This window comes from Novosphingobium lindaniclasticum LE124 (genome assembly GCF_000445125.1).
GTDB classification, from domain to species: Bacteria; Pseudomonadota; Alphaproteobacteria; order Sphingomonadales; family Sphingomonadaceae; genus Novosphingobium; species Novosphingobium lindaniclasticum.
Map to the genome: position 1 here is coordinate 1 of NZ_ATHL01000152.1, position 26,165 is coordinate 26,165.

The following is a 26,165-nucleotide window of genomic DNA, read 5'->3' on the forward strand; positions in this document are numbered from 1 at the left end:
CAGGGAGATGACCTCGATGTCGCTTCCAAAGCGCAAAGTCCGGCCTTTCGTCAGGCGCAGCTCAACCATGGACGTCGCGCCCGGACCAGGGTTGTAAGCAACTTCAGGGGCTCGAACGGCAGGCAAGTCCAGGGGGAGAAAGACAGCCTCGGGGGCGGCTCCCAAGAGCCCGCGCTTCTTCAAATCATACCGCCAAGTATAAATCTGTTGTCGGGTTACATCGTGGCGCTGCGCCACCTCTGTCAGTGTAGCGCCATTCACGCCAACGGCACCAATGATCTCCAGCCGCTGCTGATCCGTCCACCGGCGCCGACGTTCCTGACCCAGTATCTCCACCCTCATCGCAATCCCCGATCAAGAGACGTCGTTAGCGACGTCGCTATGACCGTCTCTTAAGAGATTATCGCGCCATCAGGCAGGCGGTCCCAATCGGACGGTTACAACCGAGGCGCAATTCCGGGTGGATCCAGCCTTTGAGCATGGCTCCCGCGCCGCTCGGGCGGACGAGCCCTGCCCTCTCCATCTCTTCTTCGAGTTCGGGCTGACGGGTGGTGCAGATATCGAAGTCGCCGGTGGTGACGGCGCTGAGCGACCAGAACTCCGCAGCAGCCCCTCCGACCAGAATGGGGCGTTGCAGGCCGCGGCGGTGCATGGCCTCGCTTACGCGCGCAAAAAGCTGTAGGGCGGCGACGAACTCCGGCCGATAGCCGGAGGGGGCGTCGCCCTCCTCGTTCATTCGCCTACGCTCACTTCGCCCAGCTTGAGAGCAGCGGCTTGAGATAGTGTCCGGTGAAGGACTTCTTCTCCTTGACGATATCCTCCGGCGTGCCTTCGGCGATGACCTGGCCGCCGCGGACGCCGCCTTCGGGGCCCATGTCGATGATCCAATCGGCGGTCTTGATGACGTCGAGGTTGTGCTCGATCACCACCACCGAATTGCCCTGTTCGACGAGGCGGTGGAGCACTTCGAGGAGTTTGCGCACGTCCTCGAAGTGGAGGCCGGTGGTCGGTTCGTCGAGGATGTAGAGCGTCTGCCCGGTGGAGCGGCGGGCGAGTTCCTTGGCGAGCTTGACGCGCTGCGCCTCGCCGCCGGAGAGCGTGGTCGCCTGTTGGCCAACCTTGACGTAGCCGAGGCCGACTTCGTTCAGCATGTGCATCTTGTCGCGGATGGGGGGCACGGCCTTGAAGAACTCTTCCGCGTCCTCGATGGTCATGTCGAGCACGTCGGCGATGGAGTGGCCCTTGAACTTCACTTCCAGCGTTTCGCGGTTGTAGCGCTTGCCGTGGCATTCCTCGCAGGTGACGTAGACGTCGGGCAGGAAGTGCATCTCGATCTTGATCAGGCCGTCGCCCTGGCACGCCTCGCAGCGGCCGCCCTTGACGTTGAAGCTGAAGCGCCCGGCCTTGTAGCCGCGCGCCTCGGATTCCGGCAGGCCGGCGAACCAGTCGCGGATCTGGGTGAAGGCGCCTGTATAGGTGGCGGGGTTGGAGCGCGGGGTGCGGCCGATCGGGGACTGGTCGATCTCGATCACCTTGTCGCAGTTTTCGAGGCCGGTGATCCGGTCGTGCGCGCCTGCCACCACGCGCGCGCCGTTGAGCTGCCGCGAGGCACCCGCCTGTAGCGTGTCGATGGTGAGCGAGCTTTTGCCCGAGCCTGAGACGCCGGTGACGCAGCAGAACGTGCCGAGCGGGAATTCCGCCGTGACGTTCCGCAGGTTGTTGGCGCGGGCATTCTCGACGACGATCTTCTTGCCGTTGCCCTTGCGGCGCTCGGTCGGCACCTCGATCTTGCGGGTGCCGTTGAGGTAGGCGGCGGTGAGGCTCTTCTTGCTCTTGAGCACCTGCTTCAGCGTGCCTTCGGCCACGACTTCGCCGCCATGGACGCCGGCGCCGGGGCCGAGATCGACGATGTGGTCGGCGGTACGGATCGCGTCCTCGTCATGCTCGACGACGATGACGGTATTGCCGAGGTCGCGCAGGCGTTTGAGCGTTTCCAGCAGCATGTCGTTGTCGCGCTGGTGGAGGCCGATCGAGGGTTCGTCGAGCACGTAGAGCACGCCCGAGAGGCCGGAGCCGATCTGGCTGGCGAGGCGGATGCGCTGGCTCTCCCCGCCCGAGAGGGTGCCGCTGGTGCGGTCGAGGTTGAGATAGTCGAGCCCGACGTTGTTGAGGAAGCCGAGGCGCTCGTTGATCTCCTTGAGGATGGCCTTGGCGATCTGCTGCTGCTGGCTGGTCAGCTTCTCCTCCAGCGCGCCGAACCACACGAAACCGTCCGCCACCGAAAGACGCGCGGCATCGGCAATGTCGCTGCCGGCGATCTTGACCGAGAGCGCCTCGGGCTTGAGGCGCTTGCCTTCGCAGGTTTCGCAAGGCTGCGCGGTCTGGAACTTGGACAGTTCCTCGCGCATCCAGGCGCTGTCGGTCTGGATCATGCGGCGGTTGAGGTTGCCGATCACGCCCTCGAACGGCTTGTTGACGGTATATTCCTTGCGCCCGTCCTTGAACGTCAGCGGCACGGCCTTTCCGGCGGTGCCATAGAGGATCACCACCTTCACCTCGGGCGGGAGCGCGTCCCACGTCGTGGTGAGGTCGAAGCCGAAGTGCGCGGCGAGGCTGGACAGCACCTGCATGTAATAGGGCGAAGGCGGGTTGGACTTGGCCCAGGGCACGATCGCACCCTGCTTGAGGCTGAGATGCTCGTTCGGCACCACCAGTTGCGGGTCGAACAGCAGCTTCTCGCCCAGGCCGTCGCAGGCCGGGCACGCACCCTGCGGCGCGTTGAACGAGAACAGCCGCGGCTCGATCTCCTCGATGGTGAAGCCGCTGACCGGGCAGGCGAACTTTTCGGAGAAGACGATGCGGTTGGGCGGCAGGCCGGTGCCCTTCAGCGTCTTCTTCGCGCCCTTTCCTTCGCTCTCACGCCCCGGCACGACGCCATCGGCAAGGTCGACATAGGCCAGCCCCTCGGCCAGTTTCAGCGCCTGTTCGAAGCTGTCGGCCAGGCGGGTCTGGATGCCGTCCTTCACCGCGATGCGGTCCACCACCACTTCGATGTCGTGCTTGTACTTCTTGTCGAGCGCGGGGGCGTCCTCGATGGCATGGAGTTCGCCGTCGATGCGGACGCGGGTGTAGCCCGCCTTCTGCCACTCGGCCAGTTCCTTGCGATACTCACCCTTGCGGCCGCGCACGACCGGCGCGAGCAGGTAGGCACGGGTGCCCTCGGGCAGTTCCATCACCCGGTCGACCATGTTCGACACCGTCTGCGCCTCGATCGGCAGGCCGGTGGCCGGCGAATAGGGAATGCCGACGCGCGCCCAGAGCAGGCGCATGTAGTCCCAGATTTCCGTCACCGTCGCCACTGTGGAGCGCGGATTGCGGCTGGTGGTCTTCTGTTCGATCGAGATCGCGGGGCTGAGGCCGTCGATATGCTCGACGTCCGGCTTCTGCATCATCTCCAGAAACTGGCGCGCATAGGCCGAGAGGCTCTCGACATAGCGGCGCTGCCCTTCGGCATAGATCGTGTCGAACGCCAGGCTGGATTTCCCCGAGCCCGAAAGCCCGGTGATGACGATCAGCTTCTCGCGCGGGAGTTCGATGTCGAAGCCCTTGAGGTTGTGCTCACGGGCGCCGCGGACGGTGATGTGGGAGAGACTCATGGAGGTGACGTGTTCCAGATTTGTTCGCAAAGCGCAAGCAGCCCGCGACCGGAGCATCTGCTGCTGCAAGGACGGGGTCCCATGTGGGCATGGAGGCGCCGATTGCAACGGGTGAGCGCCGCCCTTCTTCCCGGCTTTCTGGCCCGCTTTCCGGCCCGCTTTCCGGCTCGCCCCTCTCCCGACGTCGCTCATCGGCTGAAAGATGTCGTTCGACGATCCCCGAACAAGGATACGCTTGAACCGTCCGCCAATAAGGCGCAATAGAGAAACAGGCCAGACATAATACCGACTCACCTTCTGCCGAGCACCGTACTTACCGATCGAAGTAACAATGCGGGCACAACTGAAAAGCCAGGGCGGGATCGAGGGGCCTTTTCTAAAGTATATACATATTGACCAAGTCGCATCGCAGCCCGCAACCCTTCGGTTGTTTGGGATCGACTTTCATCACGCATCAGGGTCGCTTAGCAGTCCGATGCCGCGAGCCGTGGGGGCTCGGGTGAGGAGGACTGCGCTCTCGAGCAACAGGAGAATGCAGATGACCAGGATTCACACCACTTTCGCCGCCATCGGCCTGCTCGCCATGGCCGCCACGGGATTTTCGACCCCTGCCTTTGCCGATGTCATCGTCAAGGACGGATCCTTGCGCGACGTGCCGCATCGCGAAGTGCGCTTCGGCGACCTCAATCTCGACTCGCAGGCGGGGCTCGACACGCTCAACATGCGGCTGGAAATTGCGGTTCGGGCGGTCTGCCCGATCCACAGCAACCAGTTGGAGGAGATGTCCTGGACGCGCGACTGCCGGGACGCCTCGAGAGACCGCGCCTTCGCTGCCCGTGACGCCATGCTGGCAAACCGGCTGGCCGCGCGCGAGAACCCCAGCCAGTTCGCCCAGGCAGCCCCGACGTCGTTCGCGATCGTCGCAAGGCGCGGCAGATAAGGAGACCGACCAGGCTTACCCCCCCGCCTAGGCCGCCGACGGCTGGTCCGCCGGCGGCTTTCGGGCGGCGCCGACCACGAGGGTTCCCTCGTTCACCTCAGAAGAAGCGCGTCTGGTCGCAGCGAGCAACGGGTTGTCGCATCGCCGATTGCCTCCGTCTCATGGTTTCGTCAGAGATGCGCAAAACCACCAGGGTTTTGCATTATCCGGGCCGGCCGCAGCCGTGCCCTTCAGGGACGGAACGGACGACTATGAAAGCTGGGCGCATCCTGCTTGTGCTGGGTACTTTGGCGCTTTCCGCGCAGGCCTATTCCGGTACGGCATGGGCCGACGATCCGAACGATCGCATGAGCCCCGAAGACATCGCCCGCGACGCGGCGATCATCCGCAAGCTCAATCGCGACCAATTGGAATATGTCCGCAAGCGCGACGCGCAATATGCCGCGGGCTGGAAGGCCTATGATCGGGCCAACCGTGGCGATGCCGAAGTCTATGACGACCCCCGCGAGGATGGATCCCGCAGCGACGAGGACGATTACCAGGCCAGCCGCCGCGAATATGCCCATCAGTCGCGCGCCTATGCCCAGGCCCGTCAGGACTATGCGGCAGATCTTGCACAATGGCGCCGCGACGTCGCAGCCTGCCGTGCCGGAGACTATTCACGCTGCGAGTAGCAATTCCGCATGGTCGGCGTCCACGGGAGAGGAACGATGAAGCTCAGGTTCACCGTCTCGGGCCGGGTCGCCAAGCCGATCGGCGCTGTCTTCGACGCCGTGGCCGATCCTGCCGTACTGTCGGAATATTTCACCACCGGCGGGGCGAAGGGGCGGCTGGAAACCGGCATGGTGGCCACCTGGGACTTCCACGATTTTCCCGGCGCCTTTCCGGTCCATGTCGTCGAAGCGGTGAAGGACCGCCATATCCTGCTGCGCTGGGGCGGCGACAGGGACGCCGTCGTGCCCGATGACGAGGGCCAGTATCGGACACTGGTGACCTTCGCCTTCGAAAGTACCGAAGATGGGCGGACGCTCGTGCAGATCAGCGAGGAAGGCTGGTCCGATACGCCCGAAGGCCTGAAAGCCTCCTACGGCAATTGCGAGGGCTGGACAGGGATGCTGGCGGCGATGAAAGCCTGGCTGGAGCACGGCGTGAAGTTGCGGCAGGGGTTCTACAATTAGTAGAATGGACCGCTATCCTGACCATTCCCACCCCTCCCGCGAAGCCTTGCCTCCCCTGCCCGGCGGCCTAAAAGCGCGTGCGATGAAAAAATCCCTCCTGCTCCTCGCGCCGCTCGCCGCGCTGCTCGCAACTGCTCACGCTGCCGTCGCCCGGGAAGCGATCGAGGCGGACCGCATCGTCGCCGATGTGAAGACGCTGGCCTCCGACACGTTCGAGGGCCGCGCGCCCGGCACGGTGGGGGAAGAGCGCACCATCGGCTACCTGATCGCCCGCTTCCAGGACATCGGCCTGCAGCCCGCCAGGCCGGACGGGCAGTGGGTGCAGAAGGTGCCCTTGCTCCACACGACGCTGGGCGCCCCGAAAACGCTGGCGTTCTCCGGCCCCAAGGGCACGATGCCGCTGACGGTCGCCAAGGACATCTACGTCTCCACCCTGCGCCCGGACGACACGGCGCGGATTTCCGGCGCGCCGGTGGTCTTCGTCGGCTATGGCGTGAAGGCGCCGGAACGCGGCTGGGACGATTTCAAGGGCATGGACCTGAAGGGCAAGGTCGTCGTCTTCCTCATCAACGACCCCGATTTCCATGCCGCGAAAGGCGAGCCTGCCGCGGGCAAGTTCGGCGGTCGGACGATGACCTATTACGGCCGCTGGACCTACAAGTTCGAGGAAGCCGCCCGCCAGGGCGCGGTGGGCGCGCTGATCGTCCATGAGACCGAGGGCGCGGGTTATGGCTGGAACGTCGTCACCAGCCCCGGCGGCGAGAACTACGACATCGTGCGAGGGGACGACCAGCTGACCAGCGTGGCGCTGCAGGGCTGGCTGTCGGGCGATGCGGCGACACGGCTGTTCGCCTCGGCCGGGCTCGATCTCGCCAGGCTGTCGGTGGCGGCGCGGCGTCCGGACTTCAAGCCGCTCGAACTCAAGGGCGTGACGTTCGACGCCGATGTGCCGGTCAATCATGAGGAAGTCATGAGCCACAACGTGCTGGCGCAGATCCCCGGCACCGCGCGCAAGGACGAAGTGGTGATGTTCGGCGCGCACTGGGACGCCTACGGCAAGGGCGCGCCCGATGCGCAGGGCCGCATCTACCGCGCGGGCGCCAACGACGACGCGGTGGGTATCGCCGCTCTCTTCGACATCGCCCGTGTCATGAAGGCGGCTCCGGCGCCGCAGCGCACGGTGGTCTTCGCGGCCTGGACCGCTGAGGAACGCGGGTTGTTGGGCTCGGAATTCTACGCCGCCAATCCGGTGTTCCCGATGGAGAAGACCGTCGCCAACCTCACCATCGACGTGCTCCAGACCGCCGGTCTCGCCAACGACGTGACGCTGATCGGCAAGGGGCAGGACACGCTGGAGGACGACATGACCCGCGTCGCCGCCGCGCAAGGGCGCCGCGTTACGCCGGAGAGCCTGCCCGAGCGCGGGCTGTTCTACCGCGCCGACCACTTCTCCTTCGCCAAGCGCGGCGTACCGGTGATGCTGATGATGGGCATCGCCGGGGCTTCCGATCTCAAGGAGGGCGGCGTCAAGGCGGGCCAGGCCTGGATCGATGCCTATACCGGCCAGTGCTACCACCAGGCCTGCGATGCCTGGTCGCCGGACTGGAAGATGGAAGGCGCGGTGCAGGACGTGGAACTGGTGCGCACGATCGGCGAGGATCTCGCCGGCTCGGCCCGGTGGCCGCAGTGGAAAGCGGGGTCGGAGTTCAAGGCCGTGCGCGACAAGTCGGACGCGGCCAGAAAGTAACTCAGGTCCAGTGAACGAGTAGCTGGGCGGCGGCGTGGAGCACCACCGCGCCGCCGACCAGCCACCCGGCCAGCCTTACCGCCTGCGCGGTGGCATCGTCCCGCGCAGGGGGCGACGGCGGCGCTTCCATCCGCGCCGCGGCGGCGCGCAGGAAGCGGGGCGCTTCTTCGGCCACGCGTGAGAGTTCGAGCAGCGCCGTCTCCAGCTTGTCCGATGCGGCCAGGCGCTGCAGGCGCGAGGCGATCAGCTTGCCGCGCATCCGTCCGAGCGCTTCCGAAAGGTCGAAGTCCGGGGCGATACCGGAAAGCACGCCGTCCATCGTCACCATGGCCTTGAAGATCAGCACCAGGTCGGGCGGCAGCACCAGACCTTCCTGTCGCAGCAGCGGGAAGAAGTCCGCCACCATCGCGTTCAGCACCAGCGCCCCGGTGCCATGCCGCGACACCAGCCGCTCGGAGGCCCGCATCAGCTTTTCGCGCGGGACTTCGCCACTTTCGGACCAGGTTGCCAGCATGTCGGCCACGCCGCCGGGATCGCCGCTGCGCAAGGCGAGGATGAAGGTCAGGAACTCGTGCTGGCGGCGCGGGCTGACGAAACCCACCGAGCCGAGATCGAGGAGAGCCAGCCCATTTCCCTGAAGGCACAGCAGGTTGCCCGGATGCGGGTCGGCATGGAAGCGGCCATTGACCAGCACCATCTCCAGCACCAGTTCCGCGCCCAGCGCCGCGATGCGCGACGGGTCGATCGCCGCCGCCTTCAGCACCGCCGGGTCGCGCGGGGGGATGCCCTCCACATAGTCCATGACCAGCACCTGCTCGCCGGTCCACTCCCAGTGGATGCGTGGCACCGTGACGCGCTCCAGCGAGGCGAGGTCTGCCCGCAGCAGGTCGGCATTGCGGCCCTCGTTGGTGAAATCGAGTTCGTCGAGAATCTCGCGCCCCAGTTGCTCGATCATCGCAGCGGGCTTCATCCGGCGCACCATGGCGCTGCGCGCTTCGGCCAGCGCGGCGAGATGGCGCATGAGCCTGAGGTCCGCCTCCATCCGGGCGCGAATGCCGGGGCGGCGGATTTTCACGACCACTTCGGTGCCGTCCTTCAACCGGGCGCGGTGGACTTGCGCGATCGAGGCGGCGGCCAGCGGCTCGCTGTCGAAATGCGCGAAGGCGGTTTACGGCGGCTCTCCCAGCGCGGCTTCGACTTCGCCGCGCAAGGTTTCGAAGGGGATACGCGGCGCGTCGCTCTGAAGCTGCTCGAAAGCGGCGATCCACGGGTCCGGCAGCAGATCGCGGCGGGTGGCGAGGATCTGGCCGAGCTTCACGTAAGTGGGGCCGAGTGCCTCCAGCGCCTGGCGCACGCGGGTCGGCAAGTCGCGTAGTTCGGTGCCCTCCGGCGCGTCTCCTTCGCCGAGCCCCAGCCTCGCCGCCAGCGAATCCAGCCCGAACCGGGCGATCACCGTCGAGACTTCCGCCATCCGCCCCCGATCGCGCGCGGCGACGGCTATCGACTTGAACATGCGTCACTCCTTCAGCCCTGCACAACCTGTCGCGATGGCCGGCGGTTCCTGTGGAAACCATGGACAGCGCCGCCACCCGGAAGCTAGGAGCAGCACATGAGCGGCAGTTTAACCGGGGCGCTGAGGCCCGCATTCGCATTCGCCCTGACTTGCACCCTGGCGGCCTGCGGCGGCGGCACCAAGTACCGTCCGGTCAGCGACACCCCGATCCGCGTCGGCGCGCCCTACAAGGTGCGCGGCCAGACCTATACGCCCGCCGCCCAGCCCGCCTACGACATGCTCGGCTATGCGACCTGGTACGGCAGCGAATCCGGCAACCAGGTAGCCAATGGCGAGCGGTTCCAGCCGAAGTGGATTACCGGGGCGCATACCACGCTCCCCCTGCCCAGCTATGTCGAAGTGACCGCGCTCGACACCGGCCGCCGCATCTTGGTGCGCGTCAACGATCGCGGGCCGTTCGGGGAAAGCGCCCGCATCATCGACCTCTCGCGCGGGGCGGCCGAGGCACTGGGTGTGCGGGCCAAAGGCAAGGCGGCCGTCCGCGTGCGCGTGGTCGAGCCCACCGAAAAGGACCGCGCCGCCTTGCGCAAGGGCAAGACGGCGCAGGATCTGCCGCCAATCTCGGGCGCGGTGCTGGCCAACCTTCAGGCGCAGTTCGAGACCGGCGTGGGGACGCGGTAAAACCGGCGGAACTCGGCAGAATTACGCCGTCCCGGACTCGACCCGGGACCGCTGTCAGTCCTTTCGGCGAGACGTCGAAGAAAGGCGCCTCGCCGAGAATTGGGTCATGCGAGGCCAGCGGTCCCGGATCATGTCCGGGACGAGGGGTGTCAAGCCTTCGCTTGTTCTACCAGACTCAGACCCCTTCCCGTTCCGCGTAAGCCTCCGCTTCCTTGCCGATCAGGATGTCCGCCAGGAACCAGTAAGCCTCGCCCCAGGCGGCGAGCACTTCGTCGGTGGCCGCTTCTTCGCCCAGAACTTCGCGGATGGCGGGAAGCAGCGCCTCGGCCACCAGCGGGTAGTGCTCGGCCTTGACGCCGGTATCGACATGGCGCTGCACCATGCGCGCCACCGCGCCGGTCAGGTTCTGGAGCTTGTCCACGTTTTGCGCATAGCCGAGGATCGCCGCTGCCAGCCGACGGGGCTGCTCGCCCGAGTCCTGCGCGGCCTGGTCGAACATGGCGCGCACGTCCTCGTTCTCGAACAGCCGGGCATACATGCGCGTGGTGATCTCCACCCCGTGCTGCTGGAGCGCGGGCGCGGTGGCCTTGATGATGGCGATGGTCTGTTCGCTGAGCGGAGCGGCCATGTCGATTCGTCCTCTTTAAAGATGCAATCTGGATGCATCTATACACCGCCCGGAAAAGATGCAAATAGGACGCATCATTAATCTGGAGACCCGCCTTGCGCCTTACCGCGCATACCGATTACGCCCTGCGCATCCTGCTTCACGTCGCCGTCGATCCGGAGCGGCTGGTGTCGATCGCGCAAGTGGCGGATGCCCACGCGATCTCGCGCAACCATGCGATGAAAGTGGTCAACCTGCTGGGCAACGCCGGTTTCCTGGAGACGGTGCGCGGCCGGAACGGCGGTTTCCGGCTGGGGCGACCGGCCGATCAGATCACGCTGGGCGAAGTCGTGCGCCTGACGGAGCCAAACATTACCCCGGCCGATTGCGGCAACTGCCTGCTCCAGGCCGCCTGCGGGCTTTCCGCGATCCTGCGGCAGGCCATGAGCGCGTTCCTGGCGGAACTCGACGCGCATACATTGGCGGATGCGGCGGCGGGCACGAGGCTGCCATTTCTGCTTGGCGTCCCGAGCTAGCCTGCGCGCCCTACCTTTTTTTCGGGAACTTTTCACGCTTCAGCCGCGTTCCTCCTCGAAAGAGGAGAGCCTGAAATGAACATCGGAGCCGAAATTCCGTTTCGCCGCAGCAGGTTTGCGCGGAAGACGGGATCGCTGATCCTGGATCGCCAGCGGGAGGAAAGTCGCCGCGACCACGAGGACGGCGCCGAACCCATGCGCGTTTGGACCAAAGGTCGCTTCCGGTCGAACTGACCGGACCGATTCCCCCTGTCGGAGCGACCTGACGGCGCGCCGGAGCGCAACTTGATTGCGCTTCGGCGCGTATTCCCATGCCCGGCGAAACGTCGCATACGTCATTTGCGCAAGCCAGCTAGCACCCCGCCCCTTGCGCTTGCACCCCCCGGTTTTCTGCGCTTCAATCTCTCTCGTCGATCATTTCGGCGCCCGTCTGCAACGTCTCGGAAGAGACGGCGCACGTCCGTTTTCGGGCACTTCCCCAAGGGCGCCGAAGCCAGGAGAAAAGACAGATGAAGACCCGGCTCATGGCCGCCGCCGCTCCCCTCGTGCTCGGCGCGGCCCTGCTTGGAGGATTTTCCGTGACGGCCACTGCGAAGACCGTTGCTACGGCCCCCGCCTATACCGGCCCCTTCGCCAAGCCTAGCACTCTCCCGCTGCATGCTCCGGACTTCACGCAATACAAGGACAGCGACTGGCAGCCCGCCATCGAAGCCGGCATCGCCGCCAAGCGCGCCGAGATCAAGGCGATCGCCGCCAGCAAGGCGAAGCCGACGTTCGAGAACACGATCGTCGCGATGGAGCGGGCGGGCACGCTCTACGACCGCGTCTACAACGTGTTCAGCCAGCTGACCTCGGCCAATACCAGCGATACGCTGGATGCCATCGACACCGCCGTGAGCCCGATGGTATCGGCGCTCAACGACGACATCTACCTCGACGATGCGCTGTTCGCCCGCGTCAAGGCCGTGCATGACAGCGCCGCAGGGAAGGCACTCACCGGCGAGGACGCCATGTTGCTGGCGACCACCTACGACAAGTTCGTGCACCGCGGCGCCCTGCTCTCTGCCGTGCAGAAGGTCGAGCTCAAGGCGATGAACCTGGAGATCGCCAAGCTCGAAACCGCCTTCGCGCAGAAGCTGACCACGGCCACGGCCGCCAAGGCGCCGATCTTCGATACCGCCGCGCAGCTTGACGGGCTCTCGCAGGCGGAGATCGCCGCCGCCGCGAAGCTGGCCGCCGACAAGGGCCATGCCGGCAAGTTCATGCTGGCGCTGGACAATACCACGCAGCAGGCCGCGCTCACCAGCCTCAAGAACCGCGACAGCCGCAAGATCCTCTGGGACGCCAGCGTGAACCGCACCTCCGGCGGGGACCAGTACGACACCACGGGGATGATCACCCAGATCGCCACGCTTCGCGCGAAGAAGGCCAAGCTGCTCGGCGCGCCGGACTTCGCGACCTACCAGATGTACGATCGCATGGTGAAAACGCCCGCCCAGGCGATGGAGTTCATGAAGGGCTTCGTCCCGGCCCTGCGCGCCACGCAGGACCGCGAAGCCGCCATGCTCGAAGCCGCTGCAAAGGCGGAAGGCCAGAACATCAAGCTGGAGCCCTGGGACTGGTCCTATTACGCCGAGAAGGTCCGCAAGGCGAAGTACGACCTCGACGAGAACCAGATCAAGCCTTACTTCGAAGTGTGGCGCACTCTTGAAGACGGCGTGTTCTTCGCCGCCAACAAGACCTATGGCCTGACCTTCAAGCGCCGCACCGACCTGCCGGTCTACCACCCGACGATGCGCGCCTACGACGTGATCGACGCCGACGGCAAGCAGCTGGCGATCTTCTACTTCGATCCCTTCGCCCGCTCCAACAAGCGCGGCGGTGCCTGGATGAACAACTTCGTCGAGCAATCCTACCTGCTCGGTGAAAAGCCCGTCGTCAGCAATACGCTGAACATCGCCCCGCCGGCGGAAGGCCAGCCCGCGCTCGTCAGCTTCGACAACGTGGAGACCATGTTCCACGAATTCGGCCACGCGCTGCACGGTTTCTTCGCCAGCCAGAAGTACCCCTCGCTCTCGGGCACCAACACCGCGCGCGACTTCGTGGAGTTCCCCAGCCAGTTCAACGAGAACTTCGCGACGATCCCCGAAGTGCTGAACAATTACGCCAAGCACTACCAGACCGGCGCGACGATCCCGGCGGAGCTGATCGCCAAGATCGAGGCGGCGAAGACCTTCAACCAGGGTCTGGGCCTGGGCGAGACGCTGTCGGCGGCGATGATGGACATCCAGTGGCACCAGCTTTCGCCGGAGGAAGCCGCACAGCCGCCGATGGCCTTCGAGGCCAAGGCCCTGGCGGCCACCGGGCTCAACACCGACCTGATCCCGCCGCGCTACAAGACGCCGTACTTCCGCCATATCTGGGACAACGGCTATGCGGCCGGGTACTACTCGTATATCTGGACCGAGATGCTGGCGCACGACGGTTGGGCCTGGGTCGTCAAGAACGGCGGCATGACGCGCGCCAACGGCGACCACATCCGCAATACCTTCCTCGGCCAGGGCCACACCAAGGATTTCGCGGACCTCTACCGCGACTTCACCGGGCACGACCCCAAGGTCCAGCCGATGCTGGAAGCGCGCGGTCTGGCGACCAAGGCGAACTGACGGAGCGCGCGGGAAGCCCTGGCGCTTCCCGCAATCCCGACACAAGCCGCCGCTCCAGGAATGGGGCGGCGGTTTCGTTTTGCGGTCAACGGGAAGCGAGGACCGCGGCCCGGCTTTCAGAACTGCTGCCGCAAGTCCACCGCCAGCGGGGCCGGGGCGCCGATCGATAGCGCGCGTTCGCCGGGTTCGCCCAGCCAATGCGCGGGGCAGTTCCACACGCGGCCGATGACGTCGCGCGAGAGCGCCATTTCCGGCGGTCCTTCCGCCTCCACGCGGCCTTTCGCCAGTACCAGCACCTGGTCCGCATGGTTCATGGCCGTGGCGAGGTCGTGGAGGACGAGAACCACGCCCTTCCCCGCCCTGGCTTGCTGGCGGAAGCGCTGCATCAGGGCCGCGCCGTGCGAGAGGTCGAGGCTGGCGAAAGGTTCGTCGGCCAGGATCCAGCCGGGCTGGGTCGCCAGGACGCGGGCCATGAGCGCACGGGCGCGTTCGCCGCCGGACAAGGTGGAGACCGGGCGGTGGCGCAAGTCCTGCAGGTCCATCGCGGCGATGGCATCCTCGATCGCGGCCTGGGTCTCGGCAGCCGGCGCCCCCCGCCACGGCAGGCGGCCGAGCGAGATCAGCACTTCCACCGAGACGTCCCAGGCGACTTCCGGCGTCTGCGGCAGGTAGCCGAGCCACTGCGCCCGCTGGGCCAGCGAGACCGCGCCGAGCGAGCGGCCGCCCATCACCGCTCGCCCCGCGTCGGGCTTGATCAGTCCGGCGATCACCGCGAGCAATGTCGATTTCCCGGCGCCGTTGGGGCCGCAGATCGCCGTCACCATGCCGCGCCGGCAAGTGAGCGAAACATCGTCGAGACGCCCCGCCACGGTGACGTTTTCCGCGCCGAAGCTCACGCCACCATCCCCCGCCGCATCTTGAGCAGAAGGCGCAGGAAGAACGGCGCGCCGAGCAGGCTGAGCGCGATGCCCAGCCGCAGTTCCCCGCCCGATAGCGGCAGGATACGGCAGAGACAGTCGGCGAACAGCAGCAGCAGCGCCCCGGCCAGGGCGGAGGGCACGATCAGCGAGGAAGGCTTGCGATCCGTCAGCGGTCGCACGAGATGCGGCACCATCAGGCCGACGAAGCCGATGATCCCCGCCACGGCAACGCCCGCGCCGACGACGAGGCCGACGCCCAGGATGATCAGCGCCTGGAGCCGCAGCGGCTCGACGCCCAGCGTGCGCGCGGCCATCTCGCCCAGCGTCATCGCGTCCAGATCCCGCCCGGCATAGAGCAGCACGCCCAGGCCCGTCAGGGTAAGCGGGGTGGCGATCCAGACTTCCCGCCAGGACCGGTCGGCCAGCGAGCCCATCATCCAGGTGACGATCTCGCTCATCGCGAAGGGGGACGGCGTGAGGCTGATGGCCAGGCTCATCAGCGCGCCCGCAAGGCTGGACACCATGAGCCCGGCGAGCGTGAACAGCGCCACGCCGCCGCCGCGTCCGGCGATCAATGCCAGCAGGGTCATCGCCCCGCCCGCGCCGATCAGCGCGAACAACGGCAGCATCCACGGCGCCGAGGCATAGCCGGTCCAGAAGCTGAGCACCGCGCCCAGCGCCGCGCCCGGCGCGATGCCGAACAGGCCCGGATCGGCCAGCGGATTGCGCAAGTACCCCTGCATGGCCGCACCCGCCGCGCCCAGCCCCGCGCCCAGCACCAGGGCCAGCACCGCGCGCGGCAACCGCAATTGCAGGAGGATGACCGAGGCACTCTGCGTTTCGGCGGCAAGCGGATTGATCCACACGCGTCCCGCCAGCAGCGAGAGCGGCACCGCGGCCGCGAGCGCGAGGACCAGCAGCAGGACGAAACGCAGATTCATGGTCTTGCGGAAACTATCGGCCTTTCGGACGAGTGCCGCTGCAACTGCCGCCGTTCCGGCTCCGTTTTCGATCTGGCCATGATTTCCGGCCCGGACATCATTGCTCGCCCGGAGAGGGCCCGACGCGCCGCCGCCAGTTCGTCCAGCGCGCGCGGAATGGTGGGCCCGCCGCACCAGAGGATGGAGCGGCTCAGCAAGATACGCCGGGTACTGGTCAGCGCGGAAAGCGCCGGGTGGTGCAGCATTCGATCCTCCTCGGCGAGCGGATCGCCCACCGCGAAGACCACACGCGGCGGGTCCGCCAGCACATGCTCCAGAGGCAGGAAATCGGCCTGGGAGAGACCTCGCGCGCCGGCAATATTCGTAAAGCCGGTGCGATGCATCATGTCAACGATCAGGGTCCGGTCACCGGCCACCAGTCCCCCGGATTCCCACACGAGTGCCGGAATCTGCCGGAAACCGGCCGGCGGCGCGTTGCGGACCAGCGCCGCGTCGATGCGCGCGACGAGCTTTTCGCCGCGCTCGGGATGGCCGGCCAGCCGCGCCAGCTCACGAACCTGCGCGCGGGCGGCGGCAAGGTCAGACGCGATCGGCATCTTCACCAGCCGGTAGCCGAGCCGCCGGAATGCGCTCTCGCTGGCGGGATCGAGAAAGGCGCTGGCGACGACCACGTTCGGGCGGATCGTCGCCACTTCCTCCACCGTGCCGGAGATCGCGCGGAACCGCCGGGCCTCGGAGATCGGCATCGAGCTGCTTTCCGGATCGCGGCTATAGCTGGAGATCGCCAGCAACTGCCCCGGCCCGGTCACTTCCGCCAGGATCGCGTCGGTGCAGGGATTGAGCGAGACGATCGTCGGCGCGGCATCTCCCCGCCCCCGTGCCGCCGAGGCCGCCTCGGTGGTGTCACCACCCCCGCAGCCCGCCAGCGTCGCGACCGCTCCTGCCAGAAGCAAGGCGGCCGCAACCCGGCGGCGCTTCCCCCGCCTGGATGGACACGGGGGAAGCCGCAGGATCACATCTTCACCCGAACCCCGGCGTAAGCCGCGCGTCCAGGGGTGCCGTAAGTCCGAACCACTTCGTAGTGCTCGTCGAAGAGGTTATCGACGCGCCCGTAGACCTGGATGTTCCGCGTCACGTCATAGGCCGCACGCAGGCCGACCACGACGTTCCCCTCCAGGAAGTAGGTATTCGCAACATCGTCGTAGCGACCGCCGCCGACGCGCAGGTCCGCGCCGAGACGGAAGCCTTGCGCCCAGCGCTTGTCAAGGCTGGCATAGAGGTTCGTCTTGGGGCGACGGGCCAGGCGCGCACCGGTGATCTCGTTGGTGGCATCGAGGTAGGTGGCCGAAAGGCTCATGTCGAAGCCTTCCCAGTCGATCACCTGCATGCCCAGTTCCACGCCCTGGGCGCGGGCGCGGCCGACATTGTAGTAATTGAACGCCGCCAGATCGTAATCGATCAGGTTCTTCGTCTTGCGATCGAAGTACGTGACCGAGAACGTGCCGTGCCCTTGCGCGAAGGGCTGCTCCACGCCCACGTCCCACGACTTGGAAGTCTCGGGATCGAGCGCGCGGAAGCCCGCATTGGTATAGAGCTGGTAGAGCGACGGGGCCTTGAAGCCTTCGCCATAGCTGGCGCGCAGGATCGGCGCATTCTCGCCTCCGCCGATCACCCAGGCGCCGTTGGCCGAGAACGTGGTCTTGTGGCCGAAGTCCGAGTTGTCGTCGTAGCGCAGGCCCCCGTTCAGCGTCAGGCCGGTGACCGGACGCAGGGTCAGCATGCCGAAGTAGCTGTCGATCGAGGTGGAGTCCTTCGAACCGTAGTTGTCGGAGAACTTCTGCTTCTCGGTCTCGGCGCCGACCAGCAGGCTGACCATCTCGACCGGCGTGTAGGAGACCTGCCCTTCGAACCGATCGTTGCGGCCGTTGGTGGTGAAGGGACCGAAGACCGCATCGTCGGATATGCGGCGCGTATCGGTCAGCCCGTAGCCCAGGCGCGCGGTCAGGCGGCCGTCGAGCCCCTTGTAGCGAAGGTTCGCATAGCCGACGGTGTCGCGCTTCATGCCCACGTTGAGGGCGTCCGCACCGGTGTTGTCGTAGTCGTAGTTGGCCTTGGTCCAATAGGCGCCGGCATCGGCGGAGAGGCCCTCCACCAGTTGCACTTCGGCGCGGGCATTGGCGCTCTTGCTTTCGAAACCGTCCTTCTCCCGGCCGCCGATGCGTTCGTCGAAGGCGGAATAACCGTCGCCCTTGAGCCAGTTGCCGCCCAGCGTCAGGCCGACCGGTCCCACTTTGCCTGCCGCCGAGGCGCCGAGCTGCTTCTGGTCGCGCCAGCCATATTCGGCCTGCCCGCGCGCGGTCCATTCATCGGTGGGGCGCGCGGTGATGAGGTTGATGACGCCGCCGATCGCGCGGCTGCCCCAGAGCACGCCGGACGATCCGCGCACCACTTCGATGCGGTCGAACTGACCCACCGTCAGGCTGCCGAAATCGAAGCCGCCGCCCACGTCGCCCGGATCGTTGATCCGCACGCCGTCGATCAGCACCAGGCTCTGCGAATTCTCGGCGCCGCGGATGAAGACGCTGGCGGGCTGGCCGAAGCCGCCGGACTGGGTGAAGGTCACGCCCGGCAGGCGCGCCAGAATGTCCGTGGCGGTGACCGCCTGGGTGCGCTCGATATCCTCGCGGGTGACGACCGAGACGGACTGGCCGATCTCGCTCGTGGGCGTCTCGGTGCGGGTGGCGGTGACGACGATATTGTCGAGAGCCGCTTCGTCCGCCTGCGCGGGGGTGGCAAGGGTTGCAGAGGCGGCAAGAGCCGTCCCCAGCAGAAACAGGTACTTCACGCGTATTCCTCCAACCTGAACGACTTGTGCCGTCCATGGCGGAGCCGCGCGCGTTTTCCTGTGCGCGTAAGCTCGCTGCATGCCGGGACACCCCGCCCGGCTGCGGAACGACCGTCACAGGCAGGTCTCCTGGCTCCCGGATCGTCGCGCCACTACCGCCTTCCCGGTGTAACCCAGTGGCATCGCGTGGAAGGGGCGCTCCCCGGTCACAGTTGCGGGGGCAGCTTCGGACTTGCGCCGAAATTCCCACCAGGGCTCCTCTTTTCGAAGCCCGGGGCCCGGCTCCGGGCCACCCATGACGTAGCGCGCGGATTACGAGGCGCAGCAGGACTTGGCAAGCGACACCGCATGGCGAGGGGACGGTATCGCCGGGACAATCGCTAACGGGGCATTAAGCGGTTCAGGCTATGCCGCGCGCCTGTACCGCTTCGGGACGCTTGCATTTGCGGGGATGCTGCCAGGACCGAAGCAGGTTAGGCGCGAAGCTGCGCCTCGCCGAGAGGCCGAAAGGATCACAGTTGACCGCCGCCATCCCGCCCGCCCGCACCGTGACCTGGGACCCGCATCGTCGCCGTCTTCAGGCAAACACCGTGCGCGGCAAGCGGCGGAGGCTCCAGCACCGGCGACGGCGTTGGAAGATGAGCGCCGCCGCCCTCCTCGCCATCGCCCTGCCCGCCTTCGCCTCGCCGCCTTTCGGGGAGTGGGAGCCATTCCGCCTGGGCGAGATCGCGGCGCCGGAGCCTACGGTACTGCCGATGCCTTTCGAGCAGCCCGGCGGCAGCTTTCCCGGCTCGGCCTATTATTATCTCGAAGCGGAAAAGCCCGTGCTCGGCATTGGCGAAGGCATCCATTCCGACGCTGAAGAAGGCCCCGTCGGACCCGTCGCCCGCGCGCTGCGGATCGACAACTCGGGCGTGGACCGCAGCCGCGCACTCCAATGCCTCACCGCCGCGATCTACTACGAAGCCGCCAGCGAGCCCGACGGCGGCCAGCGCGCGGTGGCGCAAGTCGTGCTCAACCGACTGGCGCATCCCGCCTATCCCAAGACCGTCTGCGGCGTCGTCTACCAGGGATCGGAGCGGCCGACCGGCTGCCAGTTCTCCTTCTCCTGCGACGGCGCCCTGGCCCGCGCGCCGCAGCGTTACTTCTGGCAGCGCGCCGAGAGCGTGGCCCGCGCGGCGCTTTCCGGTGCGGTCTATGCGCCGGTCGGCCTGGCGACGCATTATCATACGATCCAGGTCAATCCCTACTGGGCGCCCAGCCTGCACTATCTGGTCACGATCGGCGCGCACCGCTTCTACGCCTTCAACGGCGCGGCCGGGCGGTCTTCCTCGTTCCGCTTCGCTTATGCCGGCGGCGAACCCCTCGCAGCGCCGCACCGCCGCGATCTTTCCGCCGCCAGCGCCCTCGCCACTGCCGCGCTCGATCCCCTGGCGGTGCAGCGCGCCTTCGCAGCCTCGGCGCCCACAACTCCGGAAACGGCGGCGACGCCGCGTCAAACCCCCGCTCCGCTTTATTCTACCGACGTCAAGGAACGCGGCGGCGAGGATCTCTACCGTGCCCGCAACCTGCCGGAAGTGACCGGAGTACGCCCGGAATATGCCAATTCCGGAAGATGGATCGCGCAGCCCACGCGCTGACGCGCGCACCTTAACGTTTCTCCAAGCATCGACGGCAAGGTTTAGGCAACCATAAGCCCTCACCAAGGCTTAGCGGCTTCATCCTATAATCGCGGCCAGAGATGCCGCCCCCTGGAGCGTCTCCAAGAACGAGGCGCGCTACCAACATGGCAATCCGCTTTTCCGCTGCCCGGAATGGCTCCTGTCCCGTACTCGTGCGCGCCCTCAACCCCTCGGTGCCGATCTGCGCCGCCAACGACGATTTCGGCCGCAAGCACCGTAGCCGGACGGCTCGCGCCGGGGACGCCGTAGCGCACACTGCCAACGAGCGCGTCCTGACCGAAGCCTTGCGGCACCTCGCCCGCCACGGTCTCTCCGCCGCTGCCCATGCCCGCGCCCATGCCGCCGCCGCCCGCCTCGCCGGGGACGAGCACGGCTGCGCCTGGTGGATCGCCATCTGCCGCCAGCTCGACCGGCCCATGGCCGACGCTTTCGCCAGGCGCATCGCCCGCCGCGTCTGACACGGCTCGCCACCCGGCAACATTCCGCAACGCCAGCGACACCCCGGGTTCGTCCGCGTCCTCCACAAGACCCTTTGCGCCGCCACTCCGCGCGACCGCCTGCCCTTCGGCCAAGGCGACTCGCAGCAAGCGCCGCTTGCCGGTCATCGTCGCGTGGGAGACACTGGCGGATGCAATCTGCGCCCTCGGGCTTGCGAAAAAGAGGCCTGAACCTCGGTTTCGGAGCGCCGTTCCCGCATGATTTCGCTCCTTATTGCAATTGCGAACTGTTATCAGTAAAAAGCGACCGGCCTGCTGTCCCGGCGGGCTTTTCCCGGTTGCAATGTCGGTTCGGGGGGCGTAGGCCGCCCCTCGTTGAACACCGGCACCTGCCTCAGCGGGACAAGCGCAGGCCGCCTTTTCGTCCGTTGGTCCCGCCTTTGGGAAGGACAAGCAAGCATCATGGCTCGTAAGAAGATTGCCCTCATCGGCGCCGGCAACATCGGCGGCACCCTCGCGCACCTCGCCGCGCAGAAGGAACTGGGCGATATCGTCCTCTTCGACGTCGCCGAAGGCCTGCCCCAGGGCAAGGCGCTCGACCTGTCGCAGTGCGGCCCGGTCGAAGGCTTCGACGCCAAGATCACCGGCACCAACGACTATGCCGACATCGCCGGCGCAGACGTGATCATCGTCACCGCCGGTGTCGCCCGCAAGCCCGGCATGAGCCGCGACGACCTGCTGGGCATCAACCTCAAGGTGATGAAGTCGGTCGGCGAAGGCATCGCCGCCAATGCACCCGACGCTTTCGTGATCTGCATCACCAACCCGCTCGACGCGATGGTCTGGGCGCTGCGCGAATTCTCGGGCCTGCCCCACAACAAGGTCGTCGGCATGGCCGGCGTGCTCGATTCGGCCCGCTTCTCGACCTTCCTCGCCTGGGAATTCGGCGTCTCGATCCGCGACGTGAACACCTTCGTGCTCGGCGGCCACGGCGACACCATGGTGCCGGTCGTGCAGTACTCGACCGTCAACGGCATCCCGGTTCCCGACCTCATCAAGCAGGGCCGCACCACCCAGGAAAAGATCGACGCGATCGTCCAGCGCACCCGTTCGGGCGGCGGCGAGATCGTCGGCCTGCTCAAGACCGGCTCGGCCTTCTACGCGCCTGCCGCCTCGGGCATCGCCATGGCCGAAGCCTACCTCAATGACCAGAAGCGCATCCTGCCCGTCGCCGCCTATGTCGACGGCCAGTACGGCGTTGACGGCCTCTATGTCGGCGTTCCCGCCGTGATCGGCGCGGGCGGCGTCGAAGAGATCGTCGAAATCGAACTGGACGGCGAAGCCAAGGCCAACCTCCAGGTCTCGGTCGACGCGGTCAAGGAACTGCTGGTTGCCTGCAAGGGCATCGACGGCACGCTGGCCTGATCGAAACACGACGGCCCCGTCCGCTCGCCGAACGGTGAGCGGACGGGGCCGAGACTATCGAGGCCGTTGATTTCACGACTTGGACGGTTGCACTTCGCGGAATTTGCGCCATGGCGCTTCGCAAGCCGTAATCCGGCCTACCCCAGGAACAGGAATTAGGATTCCCCTATGTCCATTCTCGTCAACAAGAACACCAAGGTCATTACCCAGGGTATGACCGGCAAGACCGGCAGCTTCCACACCGAAGCCGCGCTGGCCTACGGCACCCAGATGGTTGCCGGCGTCACCCCCGGCAAGGGCGGCACCGAACACATCGGCCTGCCCCAGTACGACACGGTCGCCGAAGCCAAGGCCGCGACCGGTGCGACCGCCTCGTGCATCTACGTTCCGCCCGCCGGCTGCGCCGACGCCATCCTCGAGGCGATCGACGCCGAGATGGAACTGATCGTCGCGATCACCGAAGGTGTTCCGGTTCTCGACATGGTTCGCGTGAAGCGCGCCCTCTCGGGCTCGAAGTCGCGCCTGATCGGTCCGAACTGCCCCGGCGTCCTGACCCCCGGCGAATGCAAGATCGGCATCATGCCCGGCAGCATCTTCTCCAAGGGTTCGGTCGGCGTCGTCTCGCGCTCGGGCACGCTCACCTATGAAGCCGTGTTCCAGACCACCAATGCTGGCCTCGGCCAGACCACTGCGGTCGGCATCGGCGGCGACCCGGTCAACGGCACCAACTTCATCGACGTCCTGGAACTGTTCCTGGCCGACGACGAGACCAAGTCGATCATCATGATCGGCGAGATCGGCGGCAGCGCCGAAGAAGAAGCGGCCCAGTTCCTCAAGGACGAAGCCAAGCGCGGCCGCAAGAAGCCCATGGCAGGCTTCATCGCCGGTCGCACGGCGCCTCCGGGCCGCCGCATGGGCCACGCCGGCGCGATCGTGTCGGGCGGCCAGGGCGGCGCCGAGGACAAGATCGCGGCGATGGAAGAAGCGGGCATCCGCGTCTCCGCCTCGCCGTCGCTTCTGGGTGAAACCCTTGTGGAAGTCCTCAAGGAACTCGCCTGACCCAATACCCGCGGGCGGCGCGAAGTCTTCGGACCCGCGCCGCCTCGGGACCTACGAACGATCCGGCACGTTGAGAGGCCGGACGCACATGCGAACGAAACGGCCCCTCCTCTCCTTCGGGACCATCGAACGCACTATTTAGCTTGGTAGCGCCGGCCGTTTTCCGGCGCGACAAAAGGTGACACCCGATGGGCGACGAAAGTTTCGACTTCACCCCCGATGAGGCCCTCGACGGCCCGCAGGCCGGCCCGAGCTGGCAGCGCAAGAACTGGCCGCTCGTAGGCGCGGAATTCGAGGACGACCTGACCCAGGGCCTCGATCCCAGCGCCCTCAAGATCAAGATCGAAAAGGCAGCGGCAAAGGGCGGCCAGAAGGTCGACCAGTCCCGCATAGACGAAGCCGCGGCCGACGCAATCCGCGCCATGATGCTGATCCGCACATATCGCGTGCGCGGTCACCTGGCAGCCGATCTCGATCCGCTCGGCCTCAACCAGCGGAACCTTCCCGCTGACCTCACGCCCGAATACCACGGCTTCGTAGGCGCCGCGCAGGACCGTCCGGTCTATGTCGGCGGTGCGCTCGGCCTGGAGTGGACGACCGTCCGCGAGATCGTGCAGATCCTGCGCGCGAACTATTGCGGCAAGGTCGGCCTCGAATACATGCACATCGCCGATGTCGAGGAACGCCGTTTCCTCCAGGAGCGCATGGAAGGCGCCGACAAGGAAATCGAGTTCACCCCCGAAGGCAAGAAGGCGATCCTTCAGGCCGTCGTGCGCGGTGAGCAGTACGAGAAGTTCCTCGGCAAGAAGTACGTCGGCACCAAGCGCTTCGGCCTCGACGGCGGCGAAGCCATGATCCCGGCGCTCGAAGCCGTGATCAAGTACGGCGGCACTCTTGGCGTCAAGGAAATCGTCTACGGCATGGCCCACCGGGGCCGCCTGAACGTGCTCGCGAACGTCCTCGCCAAGCCCTACAAGGTGATCTTCCACGAATTCTCGGGCGGCACCGCCAACCCGGAAGACGTCGGCGGCTCGGGCGACGTGAAGTATCACCTGGGCACCTCGGCCGACCGGGAGTTCGACGGCATCAAGGTCCACATGAGCCTGATGCCCAACCCGTCGCACCTCGAAACCGTCGATCCGGTGGTGCTCGGCAAGGTCCGCGCTTACCAGACCATCGCCGACGACATCGGCGACGACATCGGCCCCGGCGCCAAGCACAAGCAGGTGCTGCCGGTCCTCATCCACGGTGACGCGGCCTTCGCCGGCCAGGGCATCATCTGGGAGTGCTTCGGCCTCTCGGGCGTGAAGGGCTACAACACCGGCGGTTGCATCCACTTCATCATCAACAACCAGATCGGCTTCACGACGAGCCCGCAGTTCGCGCGCAACTCGCCGTATCCGTCGGACGTCGCCAAGGGCGTCCAGGCGCCGATCCTGCACGTCAACGGCGACGATCCGGCTGCCGTGACCTTCGCCTGCAAGCTGGCGATCGACTATCGCCAGACCTTCGGCCGCGACATCGTGATCGACATGTGGTGCTATCGCCGCTTCGGCCACAACGAAGGCGACGAGCCCGGCTTCACGCAGCCCTTGATGTACCAGAAGATCCGCCAGCACCCGCCGGTCAGCAAGATCTATGGCGATCGCCTGAAGCAGGAAGGCGTCATCGACGACACCTTCCTGGCGCAGACGGAAGCGGAATTCACCGCCCATCTCGAAGACCAGTTCGAGGCGGCCAAGACCTACAAGGCCAACCAGGCCGACTGGTTCTCCGGCCAGTGGAGCGGCTTCCACAAGCCCGCCGACCCCGAAACCGCGCGCCGCAACGTCGACACCACGATCGAGAACAAGCTGTTCGACAGCCTCGGCCGTACCCTGACCACAGTTCCCGAAGGCCTGACCGTCCACAAGACGCTGGCCCGCGTGCTCGCGGCCAAGGAAGAGATGTTCAAGTCGGGCGAAGGCTTCGACTGGGCGACGGCGGAAGCGCTGGCGTTCGGCAGCCTCGTCACCGAAGGCTACAACGTGCGCCTCTCGGGCCAGGACTGCGAACGCGGCACCTTCTCGCAGCGTCACTCGGTCTGGGTGGACCAGACGGACGAGCGCAAATACACGCCGCTGACCACCCTGCCCCACGGCCGCTTCGAAGTGCTGAACTCGACGCTGTCGGAATACGGCGTGCTCGGCTTCGAGTACGGCTTCGCCAGCGCCGATCCGAAGACGCTGGTGCTCTGGGAAGCCCAGTTCGGCGACTTCGCCAACGGTGCGCAGATCATCATCGACCAGTACGTCGCCTCGGCCGAGTCCAAGTGGCTGCGCGCCAACGGCCTCGTCATGCTGCTGCCCCACGGCTACGAAGGCCAGGGTCCGGAGCACTCGTCGGCGCGCCTGGAACGGTACCTGCAGCTCTGCGCGCAGGACAACATCCAGGTCTGCAACATCACGACGCCCGCGAACTACTTCCACGTTCTGCGCCGTCAGATGCACCGTCCGTTCCGCAAGCCGCTGATCATCATGACCCCGAAGTCGCTGCTCCGCCATCCGCTGGCGAAGTCGGCTGCATCGGAGTTCACCGGCGGCACCTTCTCGCGCATCCTTTCCGATCCGAACGGCTCGGAAGACGCCGCGACCAAGAAGGTCATCCTGTGCTCGGGCAAGGTCTTCTACGACCTGCTCGAAGCCCGCGACGCCGCCGAGATCGACGATACCCAGATCATCCGCATCGAGCAGCTCTACCCCTTCCCGGGCGAGCCGCTGGCCCAGCGCCTGTCGCGCATGCCGAACCTCGAAGAGGTCGTGTGGTGTCAGGAAGAACCGCAGAACAACGGTTCCTGGTTCTTCGTCGAATCGCAGATCGAGGCTGCCGCCAAGGAAGCCGGCGTGGCCCAGCCGCGTCCGCGCTACGCCGGCCGCAATGCCTCGGCCTCGCCTGCCACCGGCCTCGCCAAGCGCCACGTTGCCGAACAGGCCGCGCTGGTTGCAGACGCGCTGCATCTTTCCGTTCGTTCCGAACTCCGTCGCAAGCAGAAGGCTTGAGATAAATCATGACCACCGAAGTCAAGGTCCCCGTCCTTGGGGAATCCGTCGCTGAAGCCACCATCGGCCAGTGGCTGAAGCAGCCCGGCGAAGCCGTTGCCGCTGACGAGCCCATCGCCAGCCTCGAGACCGACAAGGTCGCGATCGACGTCATGGCGCCCCACGCTGGCGTCATGGGCCAGCAGATCGCCAAGGAAGGCGACACCGTCGTCGTTGGCGCGCTGATCGCCACGATCGAGGAAGGCACCGGCGGCGCCGCCGCGCCCAAGGCCGCTGCCGCTCCGGCCGCTGCTG

The 26,165-nt window shown here is 66.5% G+C and carries 22 protein-coding genes, 1 pseudogene and 1 riboswitch; of the genes and pseudogenes, 13 read left to right on the forward strand and 10 right to left on the reverse strand.

Going from position 1 to position 26,165, the window contains the following annotated elements; translation table 11 throughout:
- From L284_RS45535 to uvrA, 3 genes are all read right to left on the reverse strand, one after another.
- Nucleotides 1-336: transposase (locus L284_RS45535; protein WP_167663621.1), on the reverse strand; the 336-nt coding region annotated here is incomplete at its 3' end.
- A gap of 64 nt (nucleotides 337-400) precedes the next feature.
- Nucleotides 401-736, reverse strand: a complete 336-nt coding sequence (locus tag L284_RS45540; RefSeq protein ID WP_021236104.1) for a hypothetical protein — start codon at nucleotides 734-736, stop codon at nucleotides 401-403.
- A 10-nt stretch (nucleotides 737-746) separates the two neighbouring features.
- Entirely contained in the window at nucleotides 747-3,656 is a 2,910-nt protein-coding gene (gene uvrA, locus L284_RS45545; RefSeq protein WP_021236105.1) for an excinuclease ABC subunit UvrA, read from the reverse strand.
- A gap of 538 nt (nucleotides 3,657-4,194) precedes the next feature.
- Here uvrA and L284_RS45550 point away from each other — a divergent pair.
- From L284_RS45550 to L284_RS45565, 4 genes are all read left to right on the forward strand, one after another.
- The gene (locus L284_RS45550; RefSeq protein WP_160172160.1) at nucleotides 4,195-4,596 is read left to right on the forward strand and encodes a UrcA family protein; all 402 of its coding nucleotides are present in this window, start codon (nucleotides 4,195-4,197) and stop codon (nucleotides 4,594-4,596) included.
- 251 nt (nucleotides 4,597-4,847) lie between these two features.
- The gene (locus L284_RS45555) at nucleotides 4,848-5,270 is read left to right on the forward strand and encodes a hypothetical protein (protein WP_021236107.1); all 423 of its coding nucleotides are present in this window, start codon (nucleotides 4,848-4,850) and stop codon (nucleotides 5,268-5,270) included.
- Between the two features lie 36 nt (nucleotides 5,271-5,306).
- Nucleotides 5,307-5,774 carry an SRPBCC domain-containing protein gene (locus tag L284_RS45560; protein WP_021236108.1) on the forward strand — a complete coding sequence of 156 codons (468 nt, stop codon included), beginning with the start codon at nucleotides 5,307-5,309 and terminating at the stop codon, nucleotides 5,772-5,774.
- Between the two features lie 82 nt (nucleotides 5,775-5,856).
- On the forward strand, nucleotides 5,857-7,521 hold the full coding sequence (locus tag L284_RS45565) for a M28 family metallopeptidase (RefSeq protein WP_021236109.1): 1,665 nt from the start codon (nucleotides 5,857-5,859) through the stop codon (nucleotides 7,519-7,521).
- A 1-nt stretch (nucleotide 7,522) separates the two neighbouring features.
- Here L284_RS45565 and L284_RS45570 read toward each other — a convergent pair.
- Nucleotides 7,523-8,674 (reverse strand): annotated as a pseudogene (locus tag L284_RS45570) (ABC1 kinase family protein); the annotation flags it as partial.
- Nucleotides 8,675-8,689: 15 nt separating this feature from the next.
- On the reverse strand, nucleotides 8,690-9,034 hold the full coding sequence (locus tag L284_RS49050; protein ID WP_021236111.1) for an AarF/ABC1/UbiB kinase family protein: 345 nt from the start codon (nucleotides 9,032-9,034) through the stop codon (nucleotides 8,690-8,692).
- 96 nt (nucleotides 9,035-9,130) lie between these two features.
- Between L284_RS49050 and L284_RS45575 the strand changes: the two genes are divergently transcribed.
- Nucleotides 9,131-9,715: a septal ring lytic transglycosylase RlpA family protein gene (locus L284_RS45575; protein WP_021236112.1), complete on the forward strand. Its 585-nt coding sequence runs from the start codon at nucleotides 9,131-9,133 to the stop codon at nucleotides 9,713-9,715.
- A gap of 175 nt (nucleotides 9,716-9,890) precedes the next feature.
- Here the strand turns inward: L284_RS45575 and L284_RS45580 are convergent, their stop codons facing one another.
- Nucleotides 9,891-10,343: a globin domain-containing protein gene (locus L284_RS45580; RefSeq protein ID WP_021236113.1), complete on the reverse strand. Its 453-nt coding sequence runs from the start codon at nucleotides 10,341-10,343 to the stop codon at nucleotides 9,891-9,893.
- A 95-nt stretch (nucleotides 10,344-10,438) separates the two neighbouring features.
- Here L284_RS45580 and L284_RS45585 point away from each other — a divergent pair, with 95 nt between their 5' ends.
- Nucleotides 10,439-10,858, forward strand: a complete 420-nt coding sequence (locus L284_RS45585; RefSeq protein ID WP_021236114.1) for an Rrf2 family transcriptional regulator — start codon at nucleotides 10,439-10,441, stop codon at nucleotides 10,856-10,858.
- A gap of 509 nt (nucleotides 10,859-11,367) precedes the next feature.
- Nucleotides 11,368-13,524: a M3 family metallopeptidase gene (locus L284_RS45590; protein WP_021236116.1), complete on the forward strand. Its 2,157-nt coding sequence runs from the start codon at nucleotides 11,368-11,370 to the stop codon at nucleotides 13,522-13,524.
- Nucleotides 13,525-13,640: 116 nt separating this feature from the next.
- On the opposite strand, the gene L284_RS45595 is transcribed toward L284_RS45590, so the two are convergent.
- From L284_RS45595 to L284_RS45610, 4 genes are read right to left on the reverse strand one after another with little or no spacing between them, the layout of a single operon-like run.
- Nucleotides 13,641-14,420, reverse strand: coding sequence for an ABC transporter ATP-binding protein (locus L284_RS45595; protein ID WP_021236117.1), 780 nt, complete (start codon nucleotides 14,418-14,420; stop codon nucleotides 13,641-13,643).
- On the reverse strand, nucleotides 14,417-15,385 hold the full coding sequence (locus tag L284_RS45600) for a FecCD family ABC transporter permease (protein ID WP_021236118.1): 969 nt from the start codon (nucleotides 15,383-15,385) through the stop codon (nucleotides 14,417-14,419). Before L284_RS45600 ends, L284_RS45595 begins: the two co-directional genes overlap by 4 nt.
- Nucleotides 15,382-16,338, reverse strand: a complete 957-nt coding sequence (locus tag L284_RS45605; protein WP_021236119.1) for an ABC transporter substrate-binding protein — start codon at nucleotides 16,336-16,338, stop codon at nucleotides 15,382-15,384. Before L284_RS45605 ends, L284_RS45600 begins: the two co-directional genes overlap by 4 nt.
- A 59-nt stretch (nucleotides 16,339-16,397) precedes the next feature.
- Nucleotides 16,398-18,230, reverse strand: a complete 1,833-nt coding sequence (locus L284_RS45610; RefSeq protein WP_021236120.1) for a TonB-dependent receptor domain-containing protein — start codon at nucleotides 18,228-18,230, stop codon at nucleotides 16,398-16,400.
- A 102-nt stretch (nucleotides 18,231-18,332) separates the two neighbouring features.
- Nucleotides 18,333-18,542, reverse strand: a riboswitch (cobalamin riboswitch).
- A gap of 206 nt (nucleotides 18,543-18,748) precedes the next feature.
- Here L284_RS45610 and L284_RS45615 point away from each other — a divergent pair.
- From L284_RS45615 to L284_RS0125025, 6 genes are all read left to right on the forward strand, one after another.
- Nucleotides 18,749-19,870, forward strand: coding sequence for a cell wall hydrolase (locus L284_RS45615; protein ID WP_235054609.1), 1,122 nt, complete (start codon nucleotides 18,749-18,751; stop codon nucleotides 19,868-19,870).
- A gap of 146 nt (nucleotides 19,871-20,016) precedes the next feature.
- A complete protein-coding gene (locus L284_RS45620) occupies nucleotides 20,017-20,370 on the forward strand; it encodes a hypothetical protein (protein ID WP_031343231.1) in 354 nt (117 codons plus the stop codon).
- 441 nt (nucleotides 20,371-20,811) lie between these two features.
- A complete protein-coding gene (gene mdh / locus L284_RS45625; protein ID WP_021236123.1) occupies nucleotides 20,812-21,774 on the forward strand; it encodes a malate dehydrogenase in 963 nt (320 codons plus the stop codon).
- A 168-nt stretch (nucleotides 21,775-21,942) separates the two neighbouring features.
- Nucleotides 21,943-22,833: a succinate--CoA ligase subunit alpha gene (sucD, locus tag L284_RS45630; protein ID WP_021236124.1), complete on the forward strand. Its 891-nt coding sequence runs from the start codon at nucleotides 21,943-21,945 to the stop codon at nucleotides 22,831-22,833.
- A gap of 188 nt (nucleotides 22,834-23,021) precedes the next feature.
- Complete coding sequence (locus L284_RS45635; protein ID WP_021236125.1) at nucleotides 23,022-25,871, forward strand: 2-oxoglutarate dehydrogenase E1 component; 2,850 nt, start codon at nucleotides 23,022-23,024, stop codon at nucleotides 25,869-25,871.
- 8 nt (nucleotides 25,872-25,879) lie between these two features.
- Nucleotides 25,880-26,165, forward strand: a 286-nt coding sequence (locus L284_RS0125025) for a biotin/lipoyl-containing protein (RefSeq protein WP_031343232.1), incomplete at its 3' end; no start/stop codon positions are given.